The sequence below is a fragment of the Schlesneria paludicola DSM 18645 genome (genome assembly GCF_000255655.1).
GTDB lineage: Bacteria > Planctomycetota > Planctomycetia > Planctomycetales > Planctomycetaceae > Schlesneria > Schlesneria paludicola.
This window is the reverse complement of the sequence record NZ_JH636435.1, coordinates 1,404,189-1,429,831: the sequence shown is the minus strand read 5'-3', so window position 1 is coordinate 1,429,831 and position 25,643 is coordinate 1,404,189. Positions and strand designations below refer to the sequence as shown.

The following is a 25,643-nucleotide window of genomic DNA, read 5'->3' as shown; positions in this document are numbered from 1 at the left end:
TCATCCGCAACCCCATTCAAGAATGTTCGCCAGAGCGTAACCGACTTGGGATGGTCCAAGCAACTTAAATAATCGGAGATGAACGCAGAACATTGCATGAAATGATTGGAATTGCCTTTGAATCTGTCCGTCCTGCATTGGCCGTCGCAGAAGTTGCAAAGAGTTGTCTGCCGAATCGCCTGTTGAAGTAACGGGGACTGGCTCGGGCCAGATTAAAAAGTGCCATGACATCGTGAATGCCAAGGTTCCTGTCCCCCTGACTTCTACAAGCTGCTGAAGTGATTGCGTTGTATCGGATACGCTAGGATTCTTCGCACTATGTACATCCTTAAGGAAAAGATGGTCTTACAGGCGGTACCGATGTCGAATGTTGCAAAGTCGGCAAAATTCATTCGCAGGGGCTGTTGGTCAGCGGGGGCAGTGGCCGTCTGCGCGCTGGGACTCATTCTATACCAACAGACCAATAATCAATTGACGATCACGAATCATCTTGATGTTCCCGTGACGATTGAAAGCGTCTTGACTCAGGTGAGTGACGACGAGCCGGTGTCCGCGTTGCCGGTACTCGTCGGTGGTCAGACGGTCGCATCGGGACAGGCGTTTCGAAGTTCTTTTCGCGGTCAGCCTCACGCGCGGCTGCGGATCACTTATCATCTTGGTGATGGCCCAACGTTCTATCATGAGTATGGGACAATTCGAACATGGGGTTTCCGAGTCTTGATGACGTTTCAAGACAAATCCGCTCCGCATTTGGTCGTTACAGCCAGCCGTCTTCGTGAATGGATCGAGGTCCACCGCAGTTGGCTGCCGTTCCATGGAAAGTGGTTTGATTAGTAAATGAGTTCTCATTGTGACTGTCCGCTGGAATGACGGAATGGGTGGTCGATTGTGCTCAATAGGCCTCATCTCTCACGTACACAGGGTTTTTTGGAATTCCGAGCCGGGTATCAGAACAGGCTCCATTTTCTCGTTTCTTGAACCGATAACGAAGCGCTTCGTCGGATTCTTCAGCAAACGATATCCTGTGATCTGATGAGCTTGCAGAATTGCCTCCGTCGATTGGGTTTACGACGTATTGTTTCACCAAGCAAAACATGACAGCGTCGTGATGACTGCGGCTTTCCTTGATGTCAGTCCATGGTTTGAGTATTCGCTTGTGACGTGTCGGTCGTTAGTGATAACTTTTGCGGGCGATCCCCGCGTTTCAGGAACTTCGAGATTGGATTGAGCCACGTTGCGTGCTTGTCACGATCTCGGCATGTGGAGAATGTTGATGGGTATTACGAGCTATCTTGTCAACCGAATTCAAAAGTCTGCTGAAGAATACAAAGGGCATTGTACCCATACTTTCTCTCAGACCCTCGAACCCGTCTCGTCGATGATTGGCAAGAGCAAGAAGACGAAAGACGGAATCTGTCAGGCTCTTAGCGAAATGTGGATCGTCTTCCACGCACACGATGGATCGATCTGGAACTGGCTTTGCCCCGATGGCAAAGTGAACTCTTCGGCGCTGGCGAACGTCGCGTACAACTTCAACTATGGGACGTCCATGTTCGAAGGCAAAGGAAGTGCCATCACCGATCAGGATCAGAATTCGGATCTGTGGTTCCTGCAGTATGGAATTCGCCGCCGAACCGATATGAAAATGTCCAAGGTCAATATGTCCGTGGGCGGGAAACTGCAAAAGGTGAATGTCGCGAACCGGGCGACCGCATCGGCGGATCGTGGAGGAGGTTCGCGAATGGGACAGGGTAAGGCGTTGGGGAATGCACTCATCAGTGGCTCGATGGTCAAGAACATGGGGCTGGGTGATGGTACCTATCGCATGATCGGCATTCATGGTTCAGTCGGTGGACATTGCATGTGTGCCTTCGTTGGCCAGGACGTTTGTTTTTTTGACCCGAACTTCGGTGAGTTCTACTTCCCCAAACGCGATGATTTCGCGAAATGGTTTGGAGACTATTTTTGGCCGAAGTCCTTCTATGATTGGGCACTCTCCAATAAATTCGAACTCCGGGATTACGCACGCGCCGTCGGTGCGGGTGCAAAAAACTTCAGCGGCAAATTCTGACCGAAGTTGGAAAACCGTCTGAGCGTTCATGCTCGATTTTCATCATCCGTCGAAACCTGATTTGATCCGCCAGTCACGCGTCGGGGCAGGAATTCCGCCCCGCACATGACTGGCGTGATTGTCGGGTTGCAGGTTCCACACCGGAACGAAGGTCTCTAATCACGATTTCGGTGTTTGAGTGGTCCGTCGCCGACCGAAAATATTTCTCCAAATTTGGGGGCTGTACGAGCTCTTTTCGGCCAGCAGCCCGTTGAAATCCCGCGGACAAACACCTCGAAATCGATGAGTCGCATGCGGGGGTTCGTGCACTGACTGTCCTGACGCGCCTGGGGTTGCGGTGGGCGAAAGTATTCGACGGAACGGACGATTTCCTTTGAATCGGGTTTGCGGCAGTCGTGACGTACGCAAGTGTGGCGAACTTTAACGATTCATCTTAACGCACTGAACGAAAGCCCTGTGATATCACGATCCTGTAAGACATAGTGGACAAGCAGTTCCTAAAGTCCGGGCATCGTGGGCAGGTGGGGCATTTGTCTCTCTTCGAGGCGGATTGGCAATCTGACGTCAGTTTAGGAGCCGGGGCGTGAATAAAGGATTATTCCTTCTCAAGAATTCGGTGGTCGCGCTGGCCGCCGTCGGCGTCGTTTGTAGCCCTCCACCAATTTTTGCCGGACCAGCGACGCAGGCGCAGCCCGTCGTCAAAACCTTGCCCGCGACAACGATTCTCGACATTCGCCTGGAAAAGTCTGGGGCATTCGTGGGAAGGGTCGTCGATCATTCCGGTAACCCCGCGATCGGCGCAAAGATTGTCGTCAAACAGGGCCGGAACGAGGTCGGGCATGCGGTGGCTGATCAGCATGGCGCGTTCCAGATTCCCGCGATGAAGACCGGGATCTATCAAGTCCGCTCGGGCGCGACCGAGGGGCTTTACCGTTTCTGGACCGAACAAACGGCCCCTCCGACAGCGACACCACAAGGGCTTCTGGTCCTTGGCGAAAACGGTGCTCGCGGTCAATTCGGCTCCATTGGCCCGGCTGGAATTCTGATGGTTGCGACGGGGGCCGCACTGGTGGCGGTTGCCGTGACGGCCGTGGCGACGGCCCATGGCAACAAAGACGTCACTGACGACAGCGTGCATTGCTGCGTGTCTCCCTGAACGACACCAGGCCTGCTTGTGCCGATCCGTCCGCGGCCGCGAATCAAACTCCGGCTGCAACTCACACGGCGGATCCACCTCGCGAGAAGGCTGAATGAGTTCGAGAATCCGACTCACGACCGAGACCTCTTCTTCGGAAAGATGTCTCGAATTGAAATAGAAGGATCGATGACGATGAGAAACTTTCTTCAACCCTGCATGGCGTTCATTTCCCCCTGGGTGATCGCTGGAGGGCTCATCGGCGGACCGTCGGATGCCATCGCCGACGCGACGCAGCAATCCAAGCCGCGTAAGGCGGTACGAGTCTCGCGAAGGACGTCGCGCGTTGACGATGCCATCGTGCAAGTCAGCGGAACCAGTACCGACGAAGACTTCTTTGATCGTGCCCTGTTGCCTGCGAGTTCGATCGTTCCGTTCGAGGGAACGTCCTCGCAAAATTGCACGACCGGCACCAATGGACTGAGCCAACAGCAATGCGTGCCGGGTGGCATGCCAGGCACTACGCCGGGGGCCATGCCACCTGCGACAAATCCGCAACCAACGCTCGATACCCCGAGCGGACTTTCTGATCCGGATTCGGTATTTCCTCGATCGCCCGAACCACCCTCGCCAGCGATGAATCCGATTACATCGCTGTCCGCTGGTCAAGGTGCATCGACCGCCGCCAGCTATGTTCCGGCATTCATGGGGGACTTCTTCGGTCAGGGAAGTACCGTGATCTGTAACAATGGCAATGCGTACGGCGGCGACGGAGGTGGTTTTCTGGCTGGCAAGGGAAGTGTTTCTGTTGCCACGTCGACCCCAGTCGGGATCATGAAACTCGCCGAGAATACCAGCCCCCTGCCCCGTGATCGCGTCTTCTTGAGTTACAACTACTTCTCGAACGTGAGGCTGACGCCGGACGGCATTCCCGTGAATCGCCTGACGCCGGGGGTTGAAAAAACCTTCTTCAACGGAAACGCCTCGGTTGAAGTGCGGGTCCCCATGGCATTGACACTGGGATCCGGCACGACAATCGGACAGGGGTATGATACGAACCAGTACGAACTGGGAAATCTGACGACCTTCTTCAAAGGTCTGCTTTACCGGGACGAGCAGTATGCCTGGTCCGCGGGCTTTGGAGTAGCCGCGCCCACCGCCAATGGCACCACGCTGTTTGATGCTCAAGGAGCGACCGTCGCTCAGATCAACAATCAGGCCTGGCACGCTCTGCCATTCCTCGGCTGCGTGTATACACCCAACGATCGTTTTTTCGCACAGGGGCTGTTCCAATTCGATTTTGCCACCAATGGAAACTCGGTTTATACCCAGAATGATTCGCAGGTCCTGCAGAAGGACGGAATCCTCACCGACCCCGCGTACATGTTCACGAGCTTCGGTGCTGGCTATTGGATGTACCAGTCCCCAGACCCCACCTCGAGGCTCACCCGAATCGCGTTGTTGACAGAGCTGCATATCAATCGAACCCTTCAGTCCACCGATTCTGTCCAGGGGACCCAGGTGAACACCGGTGTGCGGCAAGACCCATTCCGAACGGTGAACGCGCTTGTGGGAACAAACATCATGTTGGGACAAACGAACTCGTTGCTGCTGGGTTACGTCTTTCCCATGGATGGTGGTCAACGCGTCTTCGACGGTGAATTCCGAGTCCTGTTCAACTGGTACTTCGGCGGCGTTCCCAATCGAGCCACTCGCGTCCAGTTCTAACCCGGACGTCGCCAGGGCTCTGTCGTGGTCTGTTCGTGTGAACCTCCCGGTGGCGGCCCCCTGCTGTCGCCGGTAGCCCAGGTTCAAAGAATCGAGCGAAAAGAACGTCGTTCCCGTTGCGGCTCCGATTCCCTGCCCCCGCAGCTCAACAAATTGGCTTGCGGAATCGTCATTCCCGTCGCGGATCGACATGCCTGTTGCATCAGATAAGTGGCCGAGCCAGGCGAAATTTGGGCGGCAACGGTGGGTAAACCGGATGTGCATTTCAGCGCCATCCCCACCGACCGTGATCGAACCCTCACTATTCGCTCTTCTCTCGGTCTCGACAGGCCAATCACACTTGACGACATCCGCCCAGAGACGCTGTGATACAGGGACTTGAATACGCCTTCCAAGTCCGAAATCGTAGGAGACTGGTCGATGCGACTTGCACATCTTTTTGTTCCGATTCTGCTGGTGACGTCGGTTTTGACGGTCACCGGCTCTCACGCCGCTGAAGACATGTTGGCGCTCGACACTCCCTTTATTGGCGCGAAGGTCGAACCGCTGGCCGACGCCGTGTTCGAAGCGAAAGAACGAACGAAAGAGTCCCTGCCCAAGTTCGGACTTGTCGTCCGTTGTATTGATGCCGGCGGTCCCGCGGCGGTTGGGGGATTGAAAAAGCTCGACATTCTCAATTCGATCAATTCGAAGCCGGTGAAATCGATCGACGAATTGCGTGCGGTGATGGATAAGCTGCCTAAGGGAACTCCGTGGACCATCGTGTACCATCGGCTGAGCAGCCCCAAAGGCGACGTGGCCACTTGGAAGCGTGAAACGGCGACCCTGACCGCGACGACCGCTCGGCAATATCTGGCAGAGTCGATGAAGTCGACGCATGACGAAGCGTCCGGTGCGACGTTCATCGAGTACTCGCACTCGCCCGAACTTGGCGAGGGGACGACCGTCGTGCCGTACATTGTGAAGGCGAAAGATGGAACGGTCGCCATGCGGATGCGAATTCAGTACTCGGCCCGCGATTGGATGTTTATTCAGAAGTTCGTAATTAAAGTCGACCGCGATGATTCCGATTATTTTGACGCGAATGACGAACACAAAGTCGAACGGGGTCACGCGGCGGGCATGATTTGGGAATGGATGGATTACCCTGTCACAAGCGGTCCAACCGACTTGCTGCGACGGATCGTGAAATCCAAAAAGGCCGTCCTGCGATATGAAGGGAAACAGACAAAACAAGAGCGTGAGCTCGACGATGATGACCGTCGTCGAATCATGTTCGTCCTGATGGCGCGCGACCTGATCAAAGCCTGAATGTCGACACGCGGTCCACGATGCGTTTGATCCCAGCGGGAACGATCGCTTGAGTGCCGCAGGACGCCGACCATGCCAAGCGTATCCCATGGCAGGCGAAACGTCTTGGGACTCGTGACGCTGGTGCTCGCGTGCCTTTGCGTGGCGGGTTGGGTCAGCAGCATCCGGCAGGAAGTATGTCTGTATCTGACGCAGAAGGACCGAACCCCGTTCATGGTGGTGTCCAGAGACCACTATCTGTGTGTCGTCGTGGCCCACCATTCGATCCCACTTGAGTCCCGCCTCGGGCCGTTGTGGTTGGGATGGCGAACCGGCGATTCCACGCCAGAATCCAACGAGGCATATTGGACGTTGGTGAATTTCGATTCTCCCGAAATTAAGAAGTCGCATTGGTACCTCGGGCCACTCTGTAACCGTCCACAGACTGAAGAGAGGGGGACAGGCACATTTTCCCGGATCAATTGGAATTCACAGTGCATCGACGAGGGTAAGCGTTCCCTTTACCGCGGGAAAATGAGCCAGTCCCCGGTCTGTGAACGGTTACGGCCAATACTGCTCGGAACCAACACCGATACGACCCCAACGTATCAACTGACGAATTGGTTTGTTGCCGTTCCATATTGGCTCATTGGTGTTCCGCTCACGATACCGGCCGGATGGTTGCTGCTTTCCCAACCGTTGCCGCGGCCTTCGCAATCCAAAGCACTAACAGACTGTTGAAGTGGCGGGGACTGGCTCCGACCGGATTGAAAAACGCCATGATATTGTGAATGCCGAGGTACCTGTCCCCCCTTACTTCTACAGACTGCTGGTGCCTTCGCTTTCGTCTTCGAAACGCCTTGCGGAAATCCATTCAGCGAAAGTGGAGTGACCCATGGGGAACTTCTTCCACAGCCGACGGCGACGTTTGGGAATCCTGTTTCTCCTTTGTTCCGGTGCGTTTGTGGTCGGCTGGGTTCGCAGCCTGTTTCTGGCGGACCTGCTTGTCACGTCGATGGGCCAGCGATGGATCATCAATGTTCGATCCGATCAGTGTGGACTTGGAGTGATTGCCGCGGCCTATGGTTCTGACAGTCCTTCACTGAGTGGCTCGTGGTCGTCGCATCCCATCGATCCTGCCAGCTCATCCGATCCGATGTCCGAGGTGTCGGTCCCGGTGCGTCTGGATTTGCCAGGCTTTCATTTTGGGTGTTCTGGAAGCGATCTCTCGAAAGACCGCTACTACGCGATTTGCTTTATCTCGTATTGGCTGATTGTGATCCCCCTGTTGCTCATCACGAGTTTTCTGCTCTTCAGTCATCGTTCGACACGCAAACCGAGTTCGCTTGTCGAGGTCCCGGCGGCGCCTGAAGTCTCACAATAGCTTCGGCTGAACTTTCGTGCGGGAGACGGCCCAGTCTTCGGGTTTGGTTCCGGTATGCAACGCCAGTCGGCTGGCCCAGGGGGCGGCATTGGTTTCGTCGAAGTTTGTCCCGCCGCCCATGACGTTGGCGCCGCGATCGGGAACGCCAAAGGTGCCGTAACAGGCCTGGCCGTTGCTGCCGCCGTTGAACAGTCCGGGCAATGCACTGGGATTGGGCACGTGCTCGTCCAGAAAGACCGCGATCTGACAGAGATTATCGTTGTGACTGACCCCGATGTGCGGCAGGCCCAACGCATGGCCGACTTCATGAACCACTGTCGAGTATTTTTTTGCTTCGTGCCACGCTCCGGTGTTGTCCTGGCTCCATTGTGATCGTGTCTTCACGTCGAGCGCATCGTACTGGTCGGCGTCTGAACGGAAGGCCCCGCTATTCATATTGGCGTCGGTCACACCCAGTCGCGTTTTAGCGTCCTGCAAATCCAGGTTGACGACATTGATGGAGCGATGCGCACCCGCGGCGCTTCCAACAATGCTGACGTACAGATGACAGTAGATATTCGGACGGACGCTGCGACTGCCCTGTTTGACGTCGAGCGCCGAGAAGCTTGCCGGGGGAATCAGCCAGAAACGATCGTTCCACTTGGCGCATTCTCGTTTGAAGCCCGTCGTGAAATTGGTCCATTCCGGCTTACCCCAGGGGCGGATCAAGAACATTTTCGGCGGAGTGTCGGCGTCGAAAAACGGGAGCCGCAGCCAGGTGGGAAGGATATCGGGCAGGATCGGATTCAGATTGATTTTCAGGACCAGAGTCAGTGTATGATTCTGACAGCCGTCATGCAGGATCAAACTGGAATCGTACGCGACGGTGAAACCGCCGCCACTGCTGGCCGTACAGATCATCTCGGTCGCCAACCCCGTTTTAGGATCGGTCTTCGTGGTGCGTGGGACGGAACCGTTGGCGAAAAGGGCGCTGACCCAAGTGGAACTGACGGGAACAGCCATGATCGCATCCCCCATTCTGAAAAGAGGCGTATTTCGAACTCGCCCGCTGGAATCTATTGTCCACCCGTGCCCGCGAAACGTTGCGTAAATTCCGTGGGCATCCACTCGTTTCTCGTCGTCGTTTTTCTCGTTACCAAGCTCCGCTTGGTGACCCCTCCTTGGGTGTCGCTTTCTGTCGAGCTGGAAAGTGGTCTGGGACCTCGCATGTAATTCCTATGGGGAGGGAGCGTTAAGCGTTACCAAGCGGGAGCTTGGTAACGAGGAGAAGGCGCGGGGAACGCGAGAGGAGGAGGAAACCCGAACCAGGAAAAACGCCAATCATGCCGATCGTGGAGAAGTTCTTGTCTTTGAAGGACTTCCATGATGCTGGCGAACGGTGCCGTTCGTTTGCAAAAGGAGTTATGTCGTCTCCCTGAGGAAGGCCATCGGGACCCTGCGGGTGCACAGTGGAATCGCTCAAGCAGAGTTTGGATGTTTGCCGATTTCCATAGTGTCACACAGCGACCGCGGGACTGAATGCCGCGACGACGCTGAACCAAATCCAGCAGGGGCTGGCGGTGCCCGTAGGCCAAACTACGGATTCTTTCGCCTTTCGCGAATTTCCCAACGAAATGTGCTCACGTTTGAGTGCTTGATCTTTCCTTGGGTCGGTGTGCCGTCGCTTTGCGATGCCCGTAATCACGCCCCTGTTCGGAATCTGTGTCATGTCGGATCGTACTTTCCTGCGCCTGGTGTGCGCCCTGGTTGCCGCGACGTTTGCCATGTTTCTGACCACCACCGTCACGATCGCGTCCGTGTTAATCGCCATTCACTAACGCGCAGTCAGAACGAACAATGACAGGTCGGGCGGCCGGGGCTGGACGAGCAAAACGCTGGATGCCGCAGGGTTTCGGTAAAGACTTCCTGCTCCGACCGCACGAAGATTGACGGATGATCAGACGCTCGCCGCACCTCGTGTTCAGTTCCATCATTTTAGCTGAGGGGGGCAATCCTGAGATTCGCTGATCATCTTGATCATGTCGATCGCCTTGTTGTGGAAGATCCCATTTCTTATGGACTTATGTTTGCATCCCACACGATGCTCATGATGCGCAAGATGCTCATTTGAGCGCCTTGATGCATCATGCGGGAGCAGCCTGTGGAACTGGCGGGAGCGGGCTCCGTCTTCCACGGCGGGGACGGATTGACGTTCCCGCGTCAAAGGAAAGACTGGCTTGGATCGAATCACGGTAGATTCCAATCATCTGGGAAAATGGATTTGTCCACCTCACTCTTCACGTCACGAGATCATACGATTTGTACCGATCGCGTCAGGGCCAAACTGGCTCATTGTTCTAAACGTTTGGAAGACTGGTCGCAGAGCGTCACGGGTTTCAAAAACAGTGAGGGGCATCGGGTGTGTCGTTCAGGGGCCAGAGAGCGGAACAACCCCCGTTCGTCGGCAACACGTTTTGGGGTGACGAATGCCTCGCATGGTGTCGCGCGGTTTCCGCGATCAGAATGCGTCAGTCCGCAACGTGTGAGCGATGAGGCTGCCGCGCGGTTGCTGGTTTGGTGACGCTGCGAGTCTTGCAGAGGGCTAAGAAAGAGAAACGGCAGTCGCGAACGTACGAGGGCGATTCACGAGAGAATTGAGAATTGAGTGGTGATGAAACTGGAGCAGAATTTTTTCGCAAAGCCCGCGATTCAGCTCGCGCAAGATCTGATTGGCAAAGTCATGGTCCGTAGGATCGGGACGGAACAGTTCCGCGCGCGGATCGTGGAAACGGAAGCGTATGTCGGCGCACACGACTTGGCGTGTCACGCCGCGAAAGGGCGAACGAAGCGAACAGAAGTTATGTTTGGCCCTTCGGGCCGCGCGTACGTCTACCTGATTTATGGCATGTATGACATGTTCAACGTGGTTGCGGCCGAAATCGATGATCCGCAAGCCGTTCTGATTCGCGCCGCGGAGCCATTGGATGGATGGCCCGTTGATCTCTCGGGACCAGGCAAATTCGCTCGGGCATTTGGCATCACGCGCCGCGACAATGAGCTGGATTTGACCGGGGATGACTTGTACTTCATTGATGACCCGCACGACCGCCCGCAGGTTTGTGCAACGCCGAGGATCGGCATTGATTATGCGGAAGAGTGGAAGCACGAATTGCTTCGCTTCGTCGACCCGGAAAGCGATGCGCTCTCGAGTCGAAAGTGGCTCAACGAACGCCGGTAATTGGACCCGTCGCCGACGTTTTTCGTCAGCTCTCCTTTCTATTCCTCGTTACCAAGCTCCGCTTGGTAACGCCTCTGAGGCTCCCGAGCCCCTTTCCGGCTGGTCGGATAACGAGATCGTATGAGGCGTTACCAAGCAGGAGCTTGGTAACGAGGAGCGAAGATGGAGGAGCGAACGAAAAAATGAACAACGGCCTGTAGGGCTGGCAATTCGAATGCAAAGCGGATTCGGTTCGAGTGAATGGTCGGCCCTACAGGCCTTCAAGGAGTTTTGTGGAACTGGACCCAGCCCGTCGGAGTCCTGCGGCCTCCTTTGGACTGGGCTGGTGGAATGGCTGGGCCTTTGGCCCGCAGGAACCGCCACGGTTGGATCACCTTCTCTCGTTACCAAGTCCCCGCTCCCCTCTCGTTGTTCCTCGTTACCAAGCTCCGCTTGGTAACGCCTCTTGCAATCTCGGTTCCTTCTGACCACCACAACGTGGTGGAGTGAACAAGCCCAGGGGAACGATCGTTTCGATCGTTCCCCTGGGTATGACCATCGTCAAGATTTTGCCCTGTCAGGGCAAAAGGACAGTCCAAATCGGATCATCGATCGCTTCCTGCCGCCCGTTACAGGGCGGTGAATCTTGTGGAGATCTGTTACCTAGGGCCGCGATCGAAGCGATCACAGCCCTGGGCTTTCACCCGTCCGCCCGCTGCGGGGCGGAAGAACGAGCTCACACTCGACGGATCGAATCTCGCAACGGGGCCGCGCGGGATTGGCGCGGAGAACATAAACGCATCGACGTAGGTGTGCGCGACGCAAACCAGCTTCAATGGAGCCGCGCTGGTTTAGCGCGGAGAACACGACGAACAAGCAAACGCGGGTGACGCCGCAAGGGGCTTCAACGGAGCCGCGCTGGTTTAGCGCGGAGAACTCAAGCTGCCCCTGGCTTCAATGCTCTTTGCGCGTCGCTTCAATGGAGCCGCGCTGATTTAGCGCGGAGAACGGGACCGGGGCAGATGGTGATTTCTACCTCGACGCCGCCCTTCAATGGAGCCGCGCTGATTTAGCGCGGAGAACAATGGACTCGGTCCGGTCACCACGTATTACGAGCACCTTCAATGGAGCCGCGCTGGTTTAGCGCGGAGAACCCCAGCCGTAACGACGAAAAGGCGGATGGCCGACTCGCTTCAATGGAGCCGCGCTGGTTTAGCGCGGAGAACTATTTCGTCGAGTCGTCATGCGGTTGCCCCTGGATGTCGCTTCAATGGAGCCGCGCTGGTTTAGCGCGGAGAACTTACCACAACTGGAGTGTTAGACTTAGCCACAATCCGCTTCAATGGAGCCGCGCTGATTTAGCGCGGAGAACGCACCTGGTCGGATCGTTCGTTCGGAAAATAGCCGTGGCTTCAATGGAGCCGCGCTGATTTAGCGCGGAGAACGTGAATACCATTCGGGATTCGGACAGACTACCGCTCGCTTCAATGGAGCCGCGCTGATTTAGCGCGGAGAACAAGGAAGCTGCTATGGAACGGGGAACCGATCGTACAGCTTCAATGGAGCCGCGCTGATTTAGCGCGGAGAACGAACCTGTCCTGGAAACGCGGCGGGCCCGGCAACTCGCTTCAATGGAGCCGCGCTGATTTAGCGCGGAGAACGTGGCGTGTACATCACGTGTCGATCGGCTTGATCGCGCTTCAATGGAGCCGCGCTGATTTAGCGCGGAGAACTATCAGTCGCTCTCGGCACTGGAACGCAACCTGCCCGCTTCAATGGAGCCGCGCTGATTTAGCGCGGAGAACCTCTCTACTGCTGTTAGTGCAGGAGAACCGATTTTCGCTTCAATGGAGCCGCGCTGATTTAGCGCGGAGAACTCACGCGGAGGACGGTTCCTTCAACCAGGGACGACGTGCTTCAATGGAGCCGCGCTGATTTAGCGCGGAGAACCAGAAAGCAATAAAAAGTATTGCTCCGGAGTCCATCGCTTCAATGGAGCCGCGCTGATTTAGCGCGGAGAACGACGCCTGTTCGTTGGACTTCCCATGCCCATGAAACGCTTCAATGGAGCCGCGCTGATTTAGCGCGGAGAACTCGTCGTCAGGGTTGTAAACGCGAGGGGCAGCAACCGCTTCAATGGAGCCGCGCTGATTTAGCGCGGAGAACGTACCGGATTGTGTCCATGATCAACTGATCCCTCTGGCTTCAATGGAGCCGCGCTGATTTAGCGCGGAGAACGGCATGACTCCAGAAGAGGAGTCGGCCATCGAAAAGCTTCAATGGAGCCGCGCTGATTTAGCGCGGAGAACAAAACTTCGGTGCCAGATCGATCGTGCTGGCACACAGGCTTCAATGGAGCCGCGCTGATTTAGCGCGGAGAACGCTGGAATCCGGTGAACCAGAGATCAGTCAGATGCCGGCTTCAATGGAGCCGCGCTGATTTAGCGCGGAGAACGTACTCTTCCGATCTGAGCCGATACGCGAAACGTTGCTGCTTCAATGGAGCCGCGCTGATTTAGCGCGGAGAACCTACTACACAACGACGACGACTCTTCCGAATCAGCAGGCTTCAATGGAGCCGCGCTGATTTAGCGCGGAGAACCAGAACACCGGCCACTTTTTCGTGTCCAAGCATTGACGGCTTCAATGGAGCCGCGCTGATTTAGCGCGGAGAACGAATCAGCGTGCCGTTTACCGCAGTCGTGGCAACATTGCTTCAATGGAGCCGCGCTGATTTAGCGCGGAGAACAACGCTGCGGGAACGATCGTGAACAAGTGGAGAATCGCTTCAATGGAGCCGCGCTGATTTAGCGCGGAGAACCCACTGGCAGCAAGACAGCTTGCTGCCAGTTCTCTTGCTTCAATGGAGCCGCGCTGATTTAGCGCGGAGAACCAGATGAGTGCCATCTCTGCCCCCCTGGCGGTGATGGCTTCAATGGAGCCGCGCTGGTTTAGCGCGGAGAACGGGCACACCATCTTTACTTAACTCCTTACCAACCAAAGCTTCAATGGAGCCGCGCTGGTTTAGCGCGGAGAACTCGTCAACTCGTAGACTCCCACCAGCGTCATCATCCGGCTTCAATGGAGCCGCGCTGGTTTAGCGCGGAGAACGTCCGATGTACTCGCGAAGAAAGGGTCCCGCAACACGCTTCAATGGAGCCGCGCTGGTTTAGCGCGGAGAACCTCGCAGGCGAGCACCTTGCACTTTCCCACAACCGGCTTCAATGGAGCCGCGCTGGTTTAGCGCGGAGAACCTCTTCGTGGTTCTTTATACGCTTTCGCGTTTAATAGCTTCAATGGAGCCGCGCTGGTTTAGCGCGGAGAACCGACTGGACTGGCGCCACGGCAACTGTTGAGTTTGGCTTCAATGGAGCCGCGCTGGTTTAGCGCGGAGAACTCCAAGCTGCCTGCGAACATACATACTTCGGCTCAGCTTCAATGGAGCCGCGCTGGTTTAGCGCGGAGAACCTTGACCGTCGATCAGCTTCGTCGCGGAATTGTTGGCTTCAATGGAGCCGCGCTGGTTTAGCGCGGAGAACGAGTCGGCGTCGGGGTATGTCGAAGATTCGATCCGAGCTTCAATGGAGCCGCGCTGGTTTAGCGCGGAGAACCCGTCCAGTATGAGCCGGGCCACAAGCCAGACAAATCGCTTCAATGGAGCCGCGCTGGTTTAGCGCGGAGAACTAGGGCCTCGCGTACCATGTCCCGCCGATTCTCCGCAGCTTCAATGGAGCCGCGCTGGTTTAGCGCGGAGAACGCTTGATCGAATTGACGATGCAATCAGTTCCGGTCTTGCTTCAATGGAGCCGCGCTGGTTTAGCGCGGAGAACAATATGCGGGTTGTCGGACTGACCGCTACTCCGTTTCGCTTCAATGGAGCCGCGCTGGTTTAGCGCGGAGAACCGTCTCGCAGGGCAGGTTTGACCCGAAGTGCGAATCGCTTCAATGGAGCCGCGCTGGTTTAGCGCGGAGAACAGTGTGACACATGTCATCGAAGGACGAGGACGCATGGCTTCAATGGAGCCGCGCTGGTTTAGCGCGGAGAACTGCCAATGTCAATCTGCGGAGGGTGCCCGTCCGCCTGGCTTCAATGGAGCCGCGCTGGTTTAGCGCGGAGAACCGCCCGGGGTCTAAATCTTGACGGGGTGGGCGGTTGTGGGGGCTGTTGCGAGAGGTTGTGATTTTTTTGATTGAAAATCGGCATCTTTAACAACAGCCTTTCTGGAAGGCGTGACAGGCCTTGTGGTTAACGGCTTCGAGCGATCACGGGGTTTCTTGCGGCACCGTACCGCTCGAACAATCGATCTGTCGGATTTCACTCGAATTGCCAAAGATCGTCATCGTCAACCGAAATGACTGTTTGCGAACGGCGATCATATCCGTGTGCGACGCAATTTCAAAAGGATCGTCCACTGCAGTCGCGAAGGCAGGTGATGTCTGCGTGTACTCTGATTGAGTCATCAGTGTGCGGTGAATGGGGTGTCCGAGTTTGCATGCGGGGCGTTCACCGCCGAAGGCAACGCCGGATGGCGTCCACGATTTCATGGCATTTGTAAATCTCGGCGGAGCCAGTCTTCGTGATTTCGAACGGCCGTCACACGATGACGGCCGTCCGAGTGGGGACTGCCATTCGTGAACTGCCCCAGAACTCGACGCACTCGTCGCCGCGCGCGCCTGCGGGGCCCAGATCCACAATCATCACTCGGTCGACGTCCAAGTTGAGGATGTCCCAAAGCTGCTCTTTCAGGGACTGACGTTGCATCGGACTGAGTTCGCAACGGAAGACCGAGTACTGCAGTGGGGTGCCAAATCCACAGAGCTTGCGGTACGTCAGGCGCAGCCGCTTGGCGTCGCAGACGTCATAGCTGACAAGATACACGTTCTTCATGATGGTTCCCTTGATCTTGTTCTTCAATCAGACGCCTGGGCAAATCGTCCCCAACGGGCGGGATCGGAGAGGGACACAGACCCATTTTCATCGGCATGGGGTGGCTTAGTTGCAAATGCCTCGCGCTGTGTCTCGTATTCTCTGTGATGAAAACGCGCCAGTTCCCAACCCGTGGATGGAGAGCTGCAAACAATCGTGAGCAGGCAACATCGGCAATCATCTCGTACAAAATCCCGGGTACGCGGCAAGCTCGCCCAGCACAACACGTGAGAGCAATCGCGCCTGGACCTCAAGCACTCGTCGATAGCTGATCTTGTATCCAAAAATTGGATGCGTGATCTCTTGTTCCATCCGTCGTTCGAACGCAGCGATTACCGCCTTGCGACCTGGCTCGGTCAGCGTGACGGCACCCGCTCGCGACAAAAAACTGGACTGCGCAATTTCCCCGTTGTTGATCAGCATCATGACGGTGGAATCACCGATCAGAGGACGAAACTCTTCCGCGAGATCCAGGGCCAATGACGGCCGGCCGTAGCGTGGCTTGTGAAAGAATCCCAGCAGCGGATCAAAGCCGACGGCCTGCACGGCGATCGTCACTTCTTTCGCCAGCAGTGAATAGACGAAGCTGAGCAGCGCATTGATAGGGTCACGCGGGGGACGTCGATTTCTGCCGCGAAAGTCAAATGTGTCTCCGCCTTTCAAAAGCTTTGCCAAGCCGGAGAAGTAGATCTTGGCGGCCATTCCTTCCAACCCCAGCAGTGATTCGGCCGACGGCGCTCGTTGGGCCTTTTGCGCCCATTCTGCCAGTTGCTCCAAGTCACGGGATGATCCGTTTCGGCTCGCCAACGTGGGATCGTGATCGGAAGGCTCGAATACAGGGGCGTCTTCTGTGACGGGAGGTGTCTCGTTTGGTGGTGCTGCCGCGCTGCCGTTGTTTTTTGCGTGGGCATGCCGCCTGAGCATGGTGCGGCCGTTTTTGATTTTTGCCGTGATGAATCCCCTGGCCAGGGAGAGTGACGTCTCGGGATCGGCGGCCGCGGCGAATTGAGCGATTCTCAGTTCGATGTTTTTCCGGACGTGTCCTGTTGTCATGGCGACGAACCAGCCGCCGTAGCTGAAGTGGCAGACGGGAATGCCTCGGTCAACGACTTCTCGCAGCGCCTGCGCCGACATCTGCACGTTCCCAAACAATGACAGTTGTGAGACTTCGATGAGGGGAACGCTGACCAGTTTGGCCTCGCGATGACGTACGACCAGACGTTCGCCATCTTTTCCCACGTACGCCCCCTGCTCTTTGATATAGAGCGGCAAGGCGTCATCGCGCGCGGGAATTAGTTGCCGGATTGCCGGAGTGCCCAGCGCGCCGAGAGGCCTACGAGGAATGGGGGGTGTGTTTGTCGTAGAGGCGGCGTCTGCCTGGTTGTCTCGGAGAAGGAGATTCGTTTCATCAGGCAGGCAGATTCCGACCAGGGAACAGCGTGGGCATTTGGGGCTGTCGACCAGCGGCAGCGGGATCTGTTCGGTCCGTCCCATTTCTCGCAGCCGCCGGACGAGTTCACGGGTTCTGAGGATCAACGCGTCGTCAAACGGTACGGTGACACGATGCCGGGACTCGATGTAGTAGAGTTCGCCGGAATCGCATTGATATCCATTTTCTCGCAGGATCAAGCCTTGCGCACAAAGCTGCACGCGTTCGGGTTCCCAGGCCTGATGTGGATTCGGCGGAATCGCACCTTTCTTATATTCGACAGGCGTGACGGATGAACCTTCCAGTTCTAGCAGATCGAGCTTCGCGACCAGCCCTTCCCGGTATGCGGACAACGTCAACGCACGCGTTTTCAGTAACGGTTCCGTTGCAGCAGTCTCGTTGTCGCCCGCGGAGTCCTGGCACGGACCCTGCGCCGCAGGGATCGGACGAGCCGACGGCCGATCGACATTGCGATGACCGAAAGTGCCTTGTTTGGTATCGAGATTGTCGGTGAATTCCCCTTGGACCCATTCGAGATAGGCCAGTCGCGGGCAGTAGGTGAATTCGTTCAGCATTCGAACGGGGATGAGTTCTTCGTCAGTGAAGAGCAATTCCGGTTCGTCATCTCCCAAAAGAATCGCGGCCAGATCGAGGGATGAGGTAGACAGTGACGGCATAGATCACCTGATTCATGGTGGATCGTCATCCATAACGAAGGGGCTGGACCAGAAATCATCGCACGCAGAAACCTCGGCGCATGACAGCGCACAATCGGATTGAGTGCGACAAACAATCAAAGCAATTCAAATGCGACGAATCGCGTGTTTCGACAATTGAAATGCCGTCATTTGGACCACGGACCACGGACCACGGACGAATGACGGGGCGAATCCGAAGCCTGATTCCAATCGGAAGCACGGGTGGTCATTTCGGACCAGTCCGCGAGTGTCGTAATTCTTCCGTCCCGAATTGCCGATGGACCGCGTGGTCATTAATTCGGGTGAGCCGAGACGCGTTCACTCTCGGAACTTTATTACTCTCTCGAAGAAACACACAAACTGATGACAATGGACGTGACCCGAGTCAGAACGTGTCATACGACGCGCGCTTGAACAACTTGAATTCGAACGCGGAAGGTCCGAGGGCTAACGCTTCTTGACGCCTAGTTGTCTCTTTGCATGTCGTGGATCTCCCCGCGATTCGAAGTACAGGCGATGCGGAAGCACCGCCTTGGCGGTGGCTGGACAATTCAAGTGACCATTCAGGGGGGACCTTTCGGGACGAACTCACGACTCGTCCAGTCTTGCAAACAGGCCGAAGCCCCGAAATCGACCGCTTCCGACGACGATGGGACCGCGGATCGGAAATGGGAAGCGAATCTTGACGTGATAGCGAGGTGATTGATTGAGGTTCTCCGGAGGCAGATATCGTGACGCCAGATCCACGCCAGAGTGAAATCCGACATTGCGACATTCGAGTTCGGTCTGGGTCATGAGGTCCTCTGCGTAACCTGCTTGCCGGAACGCTTTTCGAAGCAGCGAATCCAATCTGCTATCGAGGCGGGCGAGGTATCGCTTCTGAGTCTCGGCGTCACGCACGTCTTTGAGCTTACGACGTAAGTGATCTGGGTCGTCGTAGCCGGGAAGAATTACAGGTGTCACGGTCGACCATGTTCGGGCCTCGTCAGTGTACTGTCTTAAGACTGCGTCGGAGGTGGGAAGGATCGTCATGAGTCCCGCGACGTTGTTGTGATGAACCAGTTCTGTACCTGCCATTGCCTGCAATGCCCACTTCGCTTCTTTGCTGCAGTGCGCCGGTGCTGCAATCAGGACACGACGAATTGCCTCGACTCGTTTCAGTGCGTAATTGATGGTGGGCAAAGGCAAATACTGAAACCGATCTGGGCTTATGCTGCCATTTGATGGTTGTGAACCATCGGGCACCTTACCATGAACAAAGACATTGATCCGTTCGTCGGACCAACCTTGATTGTGCGCCACTTCTGCGACGGCATGACGCAGCATTCCAGCGATGTCGCGAGTGCGGCGGATTGGATCAAACGATTTCATGCCGCTCGCATCTGGTTTCAAGATCGTGAACGCGGCAAACTGCCGCCGTGCGGGTTCCATCGCGCGGCGATACCCCATAATCCGAAACTTCGACAATGGGGGCACTGGTTTAAAACCATCTGGACCAATTCGTTCGAGGAATGCCCGGTGTTTGGCGTTCAATGCGGCGAGCGTGCCATCGATCGGAACACGTAAGGAAGTGGTGCGAGATCCTTCAGAGGGATGCCAGACTTCTCCGTTGAGTTGGGCCACTTCTGTGCTGCTGAGAAGTTCTGCATTTCCGGCGACCATATCAATCCCCCATCCCAAATGGGTGACGGATCTTGCCGCCGCCTGAATGACGTCGAAGTACTGACAGATCCCCTCTTCGAAAGGAAACAAGAATCGAATCGTTTCCTCGAGCAAGTTTGTAGGCCGAACATCTTTTTCGACCCGATATTTGGCCATACTCGATTCGGTGTCACCGCGGGCCCATGCGGCGGTCATCAAGTCTCCTGAGTTGTTTGGCACATACGTCCGGTAACCGAATCGTTCGTGTTGAAACGCAGGCGTTACGATTGATGGTTGAATCCGTTCCAGCCACTGGAGGGCTGGGGTCGCAATCTCCGCGAATTGTTGTTCGCTCCACCGTCTGGCCGATGCCGAAACCAATGCCTGGAAAAGCCGTAGTGGCGATGGTGGCCACTCGGGATTATCGTCTGGTCCGCGTCCGTGAAATTGCGGTACTGGATCAAGGAATCGCAGCGTAAGACAGAGTACTGAAGTCATTCGGCCCCCTCCGTCGTGTCGGCGGTTGCCGCATTTCGTCGGCCGCGAGAGCGGGTAGGTTTGACGTCGCCTTCGCCTTTGATATCCGCGCTGGCGAGCTTTGAATCGAATGTCACCGTTTTCCCTTCTCCAACTCCGAATGCCTTGGCGACAGCGGTCGCGTACTTGAGCGCTTCAGCGTTTGTCAGTTTCAGCGGCTCACGTTTTCCGTCGGCGTGCACCAATTCAAATTCGCGAGGTTTGGACCCGGGGACAAGGTTACATCCCTGGCGAAGGTAAGTCGCTGGATTGGATGTGAATGCAACGAGTGATAGCCCGAGCACGTACCTGCGAAGGGTGACGGTCTTTTTGGGATCACTTCCTGCGGAAAGCAGACGCAATGCACCAAGGCTTAACGTGGCGTCCCGTCGTACCCCTCCAGATGCAATCACGCCGCCATGCGAGCCCGTCGCGGGAACGTGGACAAACCCGCGTTCGGCGTAGGCGTCTTTCTGTGACTTGTCTGTTGTCTCGGGCAGAAGATTGTCGCCGATATAGTCGGTTGAGGGATTATATTGGGCAGATCGCTTGAGACGCTTCACATCAAACGCACGGATTGTCGACGCAATTAATCGCGGCAGCTTTGCCTGGGTGTCTCGAGAATCCCAGACTCCGAAGACCAGCGAAGTCGGAGCGATCTTTGCCATCGGCTCGGCGTCGCCTTTGAGAACGGACTTGAATGCGTCTTGGAGTTCTTTCTGCAACGGCGTGCACCGCACGAGTGCATCCCCCGCGCGATGGCCGGCTTCCAAAATGCTAATCGACTTTGGTCCGGCCGTGACGGAGATCTGTGGTATTAGATGTGCAAAATCAGGTTTTGCAAACATCGGCTCGATACGGTTGGCCTGCGACCCGATGCTGTCAACCAGACAGATGTTCTTGTCACCTTCGGGTGGATCGATGTTGTAGCCACCGGGAAACACTTTTTTGTCCTCGGCCGCCGCGTAAGTTGCCGGGAACAGGACACCATCGGGGCCTTCGACAGGTTCAAGAAATTCACGGATGACGAGAGCCGCAAATTCATCGGTCGTCAGCCAGGCGTCAAATTGTGAAACGTCACTCATCGGAGTCTCCAGTAAACGGAATGGCGGGCAGAAAACTTTTCAGGTACTTCGTGCGATACAAGAGCCGAAATTCGAACTGATCTGATCCGGGAACGGGCAGTGCATTCGCAGCCGCGGCAGACGCGATGCTGGCCGGAAGTGGTCTGTTCCAGACGACATAGAGAAATCGATTGTCATTTGAAATCTGATGGGGGCGAAATCGTTGGAGCCCGATGAACGCGAGGAGTTCCAAGGCGGGGCGAGCTGTGGACTCGATTCGCGTCAGAGCGCTTGCCGCGAGTGGGTCGAAACTGAATCCCACATCAATGGCTCCCCCTTGGCTTCCAAGATCGGAATCGAAATTGAACGGTAATCCGCATCCAATCGACGAGAACTTCAGGCAGTCCTCATTTCGCCACGAATTCTGTTCCAGGTTGTCTTTCATTGATGTGGCGATGCCGAGCACGGATTGTTGACCAGCCCAGGTTTTGAACCGACTGCCGCCCGCGGCATCGTCGACGAACCAATCCAGTCGAAGATCGAATGGGGCTTGAAGAGCGAGAGGTGCCTCGCGCAGGAGCTTCCCCAAATCCTTGTACTCGTCCTCAAGTCCCGCAACGTTCTTCCGTTCTTTCGCTGACATGGACGATAGTTCTTTGAACCGAGCATGTTCCGTCACAGTCATGATGTTCGTGAGTTGGCATTCCACGAATGTGTTCAAAAGGGTTTTCAGGTCGCCCTGACAGGCGAGGCAGAAGCGACTCGCATCAAACCAACCTTCGACCCCGGGCCAGAGGCATTCGGCAAGTTCAAACAATCCACAGCAGGCAAAAAACTGCCCTGGATTGGCGGGATTCAGGTTGACCTGAATGGAAGGTGTCGCACGGGGACGCACCGGGGCTCGCAGCGTTTTTGTTACCGGTTCTGGCCAGATACCTTCTTCAGTGTTGCCAATCGGCGTGGCATCGATTCGCCTTGAATCAAGAGCGTCGGCCGCACGCAAAATCGATTCCAGATAGGCCAAGCCCCAGCGTCCGAAGGTGCGCTGCAGCCGGGCAAATCGTGCTGGGACTTCCGCCAGAACAAACTCGATGATGTCTGATGAGGATTCGCTGTCGTTCGCCTCGGAATTTGTGAAATGAGGTCGGCCGCGACCGTGATGCGTGCCAATCAAATGCAGAGCGAGATCGCGTTGTTGATCGTTCAGGGTTGCGAGCTCTTCGACAAATTCTGGCACACCATGCAGATCGATCAGAGAACCAAATTCATGACGATAGCGTTTGAGATTCTCGGGAGGTCGCCCATGGATGGTTTTGCAAACAGGCGAATTCGTCTTGTCGTTTCCGGCTCCTCGCTGCCAGACGGCTCTTCCTTTTCCAAGATCATGCCAGACTGCTGCAAGCTCGATTGCGCGAGTCAATTCCTCGGTGAATCCGAGACCACGACAAATCTTGCGAGCATAGAGCCGTACGCCTTCGAGGTGCTTTTGCAGGATGGGCCATTCCGGTGTTCCAGCGGTTTCCTTTTTTGAGGAGATCAATTGCAGAACAAGATACTCCTGCAGGCCCAGGCCGTCAGAATCTTCTTCCACCATGCCTTGGAGGCTGAGGCTGAATTCCAAATGTGCCGGCGGAAGCTTGTGTTCTCGAAAGAGCCGAGTAAGTTCGCGATACCGCTTGTTTTGGAGGTTGATCTGGCAACGAACGTCCTCAGAAAGACCTGGGATTGGTGAAACCGGGATGAGCCAGCTTTGACCCTCCGAATCGGTGCTAATGGTGAATCTCAACCGCGAATTCTCGATCGCACTGGCGAACACGTCATAGTGACGTGCTGCAGAATAGGCTTCTGCACCTTCGAGCGTGCCGTCCGACGATAGTCCCCCAGCCTGAGGTGGTAATACGACCGTCCGCCCGGCCAAAGTGACGACAAAGCCCGTACCTCGCTTCGCGACGATGTCAGAGACGTTTTTGTCGCTGATGAGCGAGCCATCGGGCTCGATGATCCAGAGCGGAAGATCGGGGGTTCGCGTCGCAATTTTCTGAAGCTGATCGTAAGCACGGCCCTTGCCATAGGTGGCGACTCGCAAAAGTTCGTGTGGCTTGAGAGGGACGTGATCAAGCAGTTCTTCGATGTCTCTTGTCGAGACTCGTCCAGCGGTCAACGTGACTTCGTTGCGCCAGGCAAACTGTGTCTCTGCCGTATCGTCGTTTTCGATTCCGTGAAGATAGGGTATGACGGGCGGACGACCTGGAAGTTTCGATTTGATTGTCGTAAGAGCCCAGGCATCAAACAGGATCTTGGACGTTGGCAAGATTTCTGGTGCTGGAGCGAATGCCGCTTCCTTCTCTTGAGAAGTCAGTTCTCCAATGGCCTTCGGGCTGGCGTTGCCGTGGAGATCGCTCAAGAGCTTGAGCGTTTTTGCTCGGCGTCGATCGAGTTCGTTCTCTGCTGACATGTCGGTCGGGTGGACGACATGGATCTCAGAGTCGGGCTGAGATCCAAAGCGGTTCACGCGTCCGAAACGCTGTGCCATACTGTCGAATGTGGACAGATCGCAGACGAGATGATCGGCAGAGATGTTGACCCCGACTTCGCCCGCGGACGTGCAGACGAGGAAGACTGTTTCATTCGAGCGTGGCGCCTCGGGAAGAAATCTCTTGAAGAGTGGTTGATCTGCGAGTCGATCTCGTTCGAGTCCGCGTAGCGTACCGGTGAGTTGTTTGACCTTCTGGTGCGCGGCTTCCAATCGAGTCACAATTTTGGCAACGTCATCGATTCGGCGTACAAACACAATAATGGCTTGCTTCGAGTCCTTGTACTGCAAAGCCAATATTGCGATCTGATCGGCAACTGCTTTCTCGTCTTTCACTTCGTGCAGTCGAACAGTTTTCTTTGCACACAGCCGACGCCAGACGAAATGGATGGGTTCGGTCGGAGTGGCGGGCTGTTTTGGAGGGGGATTTTTTTCGGCCTCGGTCAGCGCAAACGTCTCTGCACTTTGGCGTGGCGTTGCTGTCAATTCCATGACGTGAAACTGGCGAAACTCTTTGCAGCGATCTTGCTCCTTTTGGATGGAAACGAGGCACGCTTGAAACGCCGGTTCCAGATGTGCCTCATCATGGACGAGCAACACGTCCTGTCCCAGAAATCCGGCGTGTAACGGTTTCGACTTGAACCCAAGTCCGTACCCACCGAATAGCAGCCGACTGCCGATCATATCCACGGTGCCAATGATGACCGCAGGTCGAGCCGGGTCTGCGGACCATTCGCGATTGTCCGCGAACTGGCCGCGAAGTGTGCTGATCGCAAGTGGTGGCTCGTCAGTTGGTAGGTCGAGTCCGCAGAGTGCCAGCAATGGCTCGTGAAGTCCCGCTGCCATGAGATTGTTTCGCAGCCGCATGACTTCCGTTGTCGTTTGGTCTACGACCGTGCGTCGATTCACAACATAGACCAGACGACGTGGAACTTGAGTCGGGTGCTTCGCAAGCGCCATAAGCCAAAGTGCGACGACGGATGTCTTTCCGATACCAGTTGGCAGGCTGCATGCCGATGGGAATTTTCCCATTCGGAACCAGTCTTCATAAAGAGCGTGTTGCCACGGGAATGGTCGTTGCGTTGTAAGCTTCTGAAAAGCATAGTCAAACTGCTCTGAATCATTCATTTTAATTGCCTATACAGAGCTTGCCGTCGATCCGATGTTTAGAAGACAAGTAATTGCAGTGGTATGAATGGCACGTGAGTTTGTGCTCAGATGCAGCCGTGGGCGGTGAAAGTGTCTCTCAAGACTGAGTGCACTTCGGTTATGGGAAACGTGCTCTCACATCGCATTTGCGACAGGGCAACCGCACGGATACCTGCCGTCCTCTGGCAGCGAATCTGCACGAATTCGCGTCCGCGAGTTCGATCTGGCACGCGATGACAAGAATGTTACGGAGGAAGGAACCTTCCTCCGTAATTTGCAATCGGCGTCAACTAGCGGCTAGCGTGGTTTCGGATTGCTCAAGATGGGGGGCTCTCCTTCAGGCAGGTCGAGTCCACCTTTCTTGTTTCCGCGTTTGCGCAAAAGGATCAATCGGCGGAGCACGTCTTCAATTGAAAACGCGTGGCAGCCAGCACTGAGTCGCTGAAGTACAGCCTTCGCGAAATTCGTTGCCATCCGCTGGATGGATCAGAATTTCGTCAACTGACTTGTTAATCTGATGATAGATCTGGCGAACTGCTCCATCAATCGGACTGTCTTTAACTCTTGCCATTCTCTTTGGCTCCCGCCCCAACTCAGAATTGACTGAAGGGAGTGCAAATGCGAGGATCAAGAACGTCGGGGGGCGACGAGTTCCGGCTCGGATTTGCCTCACAAGCGACACGCGGCGTCCTGGGGTAACTGCCAAGTAGTCAGGACGCCGCTCGATTTTAATTATTTGTGCATAAAAATGCAACGTAAATGGTGCGTTTAATTTATTTGTTTCCGAACTAATTAATTCAAATATCTAGAACATGCTGATAGGCTGCTGTCCGCGTAGACGTTGCGCGGCTCCATTGAAGCTAGATTTTTGACTGCGTAAGT

14 protein-coding genes and 1 CRISPR repeat array are annotated in these 25,643 nt (G+C 55.8%); of the genes, 8 read left to right on the top strand and 6 right to left on the bottom strand.

From position 1 onward, the window contains the following. The first annotated feature begins 318 nt into the window (after positions 1 to 318). From OSO_RS0123520 to OSO_RS0123485, 7 genes are all read left to right on the top strand, one after another. Positions 319 to 834: a hypothetical protein gene (locus OSO_RS0123520; protein ID WP_010585534.1), complete on the top strand. Its 516-nt coding sequence runs from the start codon at positions 319 to 321 to the stop codon at positions 832 to 834. A 424-nt stretch (positions 835 to 1,258) separates the two neighbouring features. Continuing rightward, positions 1,259 to 2,071 carry a YopT-type cysteine protease domain-containing protein gene (locus OSO_RS0123515; protein ID WP_029247385.1) on the top strand — a complete coding sequence of 271 codons (813 nt, stop codon included), beginning with the start codon at positions 1,259 to 1,261 and terminating at the stop codon, positions 2,069 to 2,071. Between the two features lie 583 nt (positions 2,072 to 2,654). Continuing rightward, positions 2,655 to 3,227, top strand: a complete 573-nt coding sequence (locus tag OSO_RS0123510; protein WP_010585532.1) for a carboxypeptidase-like regulatory domain-containing protein — start codon at positions 2,655 to 2,657, stop codon at positions 3,225 to 3,227. A gap of 174 nt (positions 3,228 to 3,401) precedes the next feature. Further along, positions 3,402 to 4,934 (top strand): hypothetical protein, encoded by a 1,533-nt coding sequence (locus OSO_RS0123505; protein WP_157605408.1) that lies wholly within the window; start codon positions 3,402 to 3,404, stop codon positions 4,932 to 4,934. A 420-nt stretch (positions 4,935 to 5,354) separates the two neighbouring features. Continuing rightward, positions 5,355 to 6,245 carry a PDZ domain-containing protein gene (locus OSO_RS0123495; protein WP_010585529.1) on the top strand — a complete coding sequence of 297 codons (891 nt, stop codon included), beginning with the start codon at positions 5,355 to 5,357 and terminating at the stop codon, positions 6,243 to 6,245. 72 nt (positions 6,246 to 6,317) lie between these two features. Then, positions 6,318 to 6,965: a hypothetical protein gene (locus OSO_RS0123490; protein ID WP_010585528.1), complete on the top strand. Its 648-nt coding sequence runs from the start codon at positions 6,318 to 6,320 to the stop codon at positions 6,963 to 6,965. 154 nt (positions 6,966 to 7,119) lie between these two features. Beyond that, positions 7,120 to 7,608, top strand: a complete 489-nt coding sequence (locus tag OSO_RS0123485; protein WP_010585527.1) for a hypothetical protein — start codon at positions 7,120 to 7,122, stop codon at positions 7,606 to 7,608. Here OSO_RS0123485 and OSO_RS0123480 read toward each other — a convergent pair. Beyond that, complete coding sequence (locus tag OSO_RS0123480; RefSeq protein WP_157605407.1) at positions 7,600 to 8,610, bottom strand: zinc metalloprotease; 1,011 nt, start codon at positions 8,608 to 8,610, stop codon at positions 7,600 to 7,602. The two genes, OSO_RS0123485 and OSO_RS0123480, sit on opposite strands and share 9 nt — an antisense overlap. 1,648 nt (positions 8,611 to 10,258) lie before the next feature. On the opposite strand from OSO_RS0123480, the gene OSO_RS0123465 reads away from it, so the two are divergent. After that, positions 10,259 to 10,825, top strand: a complete 567-nt coding sequence (locus tag OSO_RS0123465; RefSeq protein WP_010585523.1) for a DNA-3-methyladenine glycosylase — start codon at positions 10,259 to 10,261, stop codon at positions 10,823 to 10,825. Positions 10,826 to 11,633: 808 nt separating this feature from the next. Then, positions 11,634 to 14,924: a CRISPR direct-repeat array (repeat unit 36 nt; unit sequence GCTTCAATGGAGCCGCGCTGGTTTAGCGCGGAGAAC). A 474-nt stretch (positions 14,925 to 15,398) separates the two neighbouring features. Here OSO_RS0123465 and cas2 read toward each other — a convergent pair. From cas2 to cas3g, 5 genes are all read right to left on the bottom strand, one after another. Beyond that, positions 15,399 to 15,692, bottom strand: coding sequence for a CRISPR-associated endonuclease Cas2 (gene cas2, locus OSO_RS0123450; RefSeq protein WP_010585520.1), 294 nt, complete (start codon positions 15,690 to 15,692; stop codon positions 15,399 to 15,401). A gap of 216 nt (positions 15,693 to 15,908) precedes the next feature. Further along, positions 15,909 to 17,837 (bottom strand): CRISPR-associated endonuclease Cas4/Cas1, encoded by a 1,929-nt coding sequence (locus OSO_RS52070; RefSeq protein WP_010585519.1) that lies wholly within the window; start codon positions 17,835 to 17,837, stop codon positions 15,909 to 15,911. 609 nt (positions 17,838 to 18,446) lie between these two features. Next, positions 18,447 to 19,997: a type I-G CRISPR-associated protein Csb2 gene (gene csb2 / locus OSO_RS0123435; RefSeq protein WP_010585517.1), complete on the bottom strand. Its 1,551-nt coding sequence runs from the start codon at positions 19,995 to 19,997 to the stop codon at positions 18,447 to 18,449. Continuing rightward, the gene (cas7g, locus tag OSO_RS0123425) at positions 19,994 to 21,100 is read right to left on the bottom strand and encodes a type I-G CRISPR-associated RAMP protein Csb1/Cas7g (protein WP_010585516.1); all 1,107 of its coding nucleotides are present in this window, start codon (positions 21,098 to 21,100) and stop codon (positions 19,994 to 19,996) included. The genes csb2 and cas7g overlap by 4 nt, the downstream gene beginning before the upstream one ends. Beyond that, the gene (cas3g, locus tag OSO_RS0123420; RefSeq protein ID WP_010585515.1) at positions 21,093 to 24,740 is read right to left on the bottom strand and encodes a type I-G CRISPR-associated helicase/endonuclease Cas3g; all 3,648 of its coding nucleotides are present in this window, start codon (positions 24,738 to 24,740) and stop codon (positions 21,093 to 21,095) included. The genes cas7g and cas3g overlap by 8 nt, the downstream gene beginning before the upstream one ends. Positions 24,741 to 25,643 lie beyond the last annotated feature (903 nt).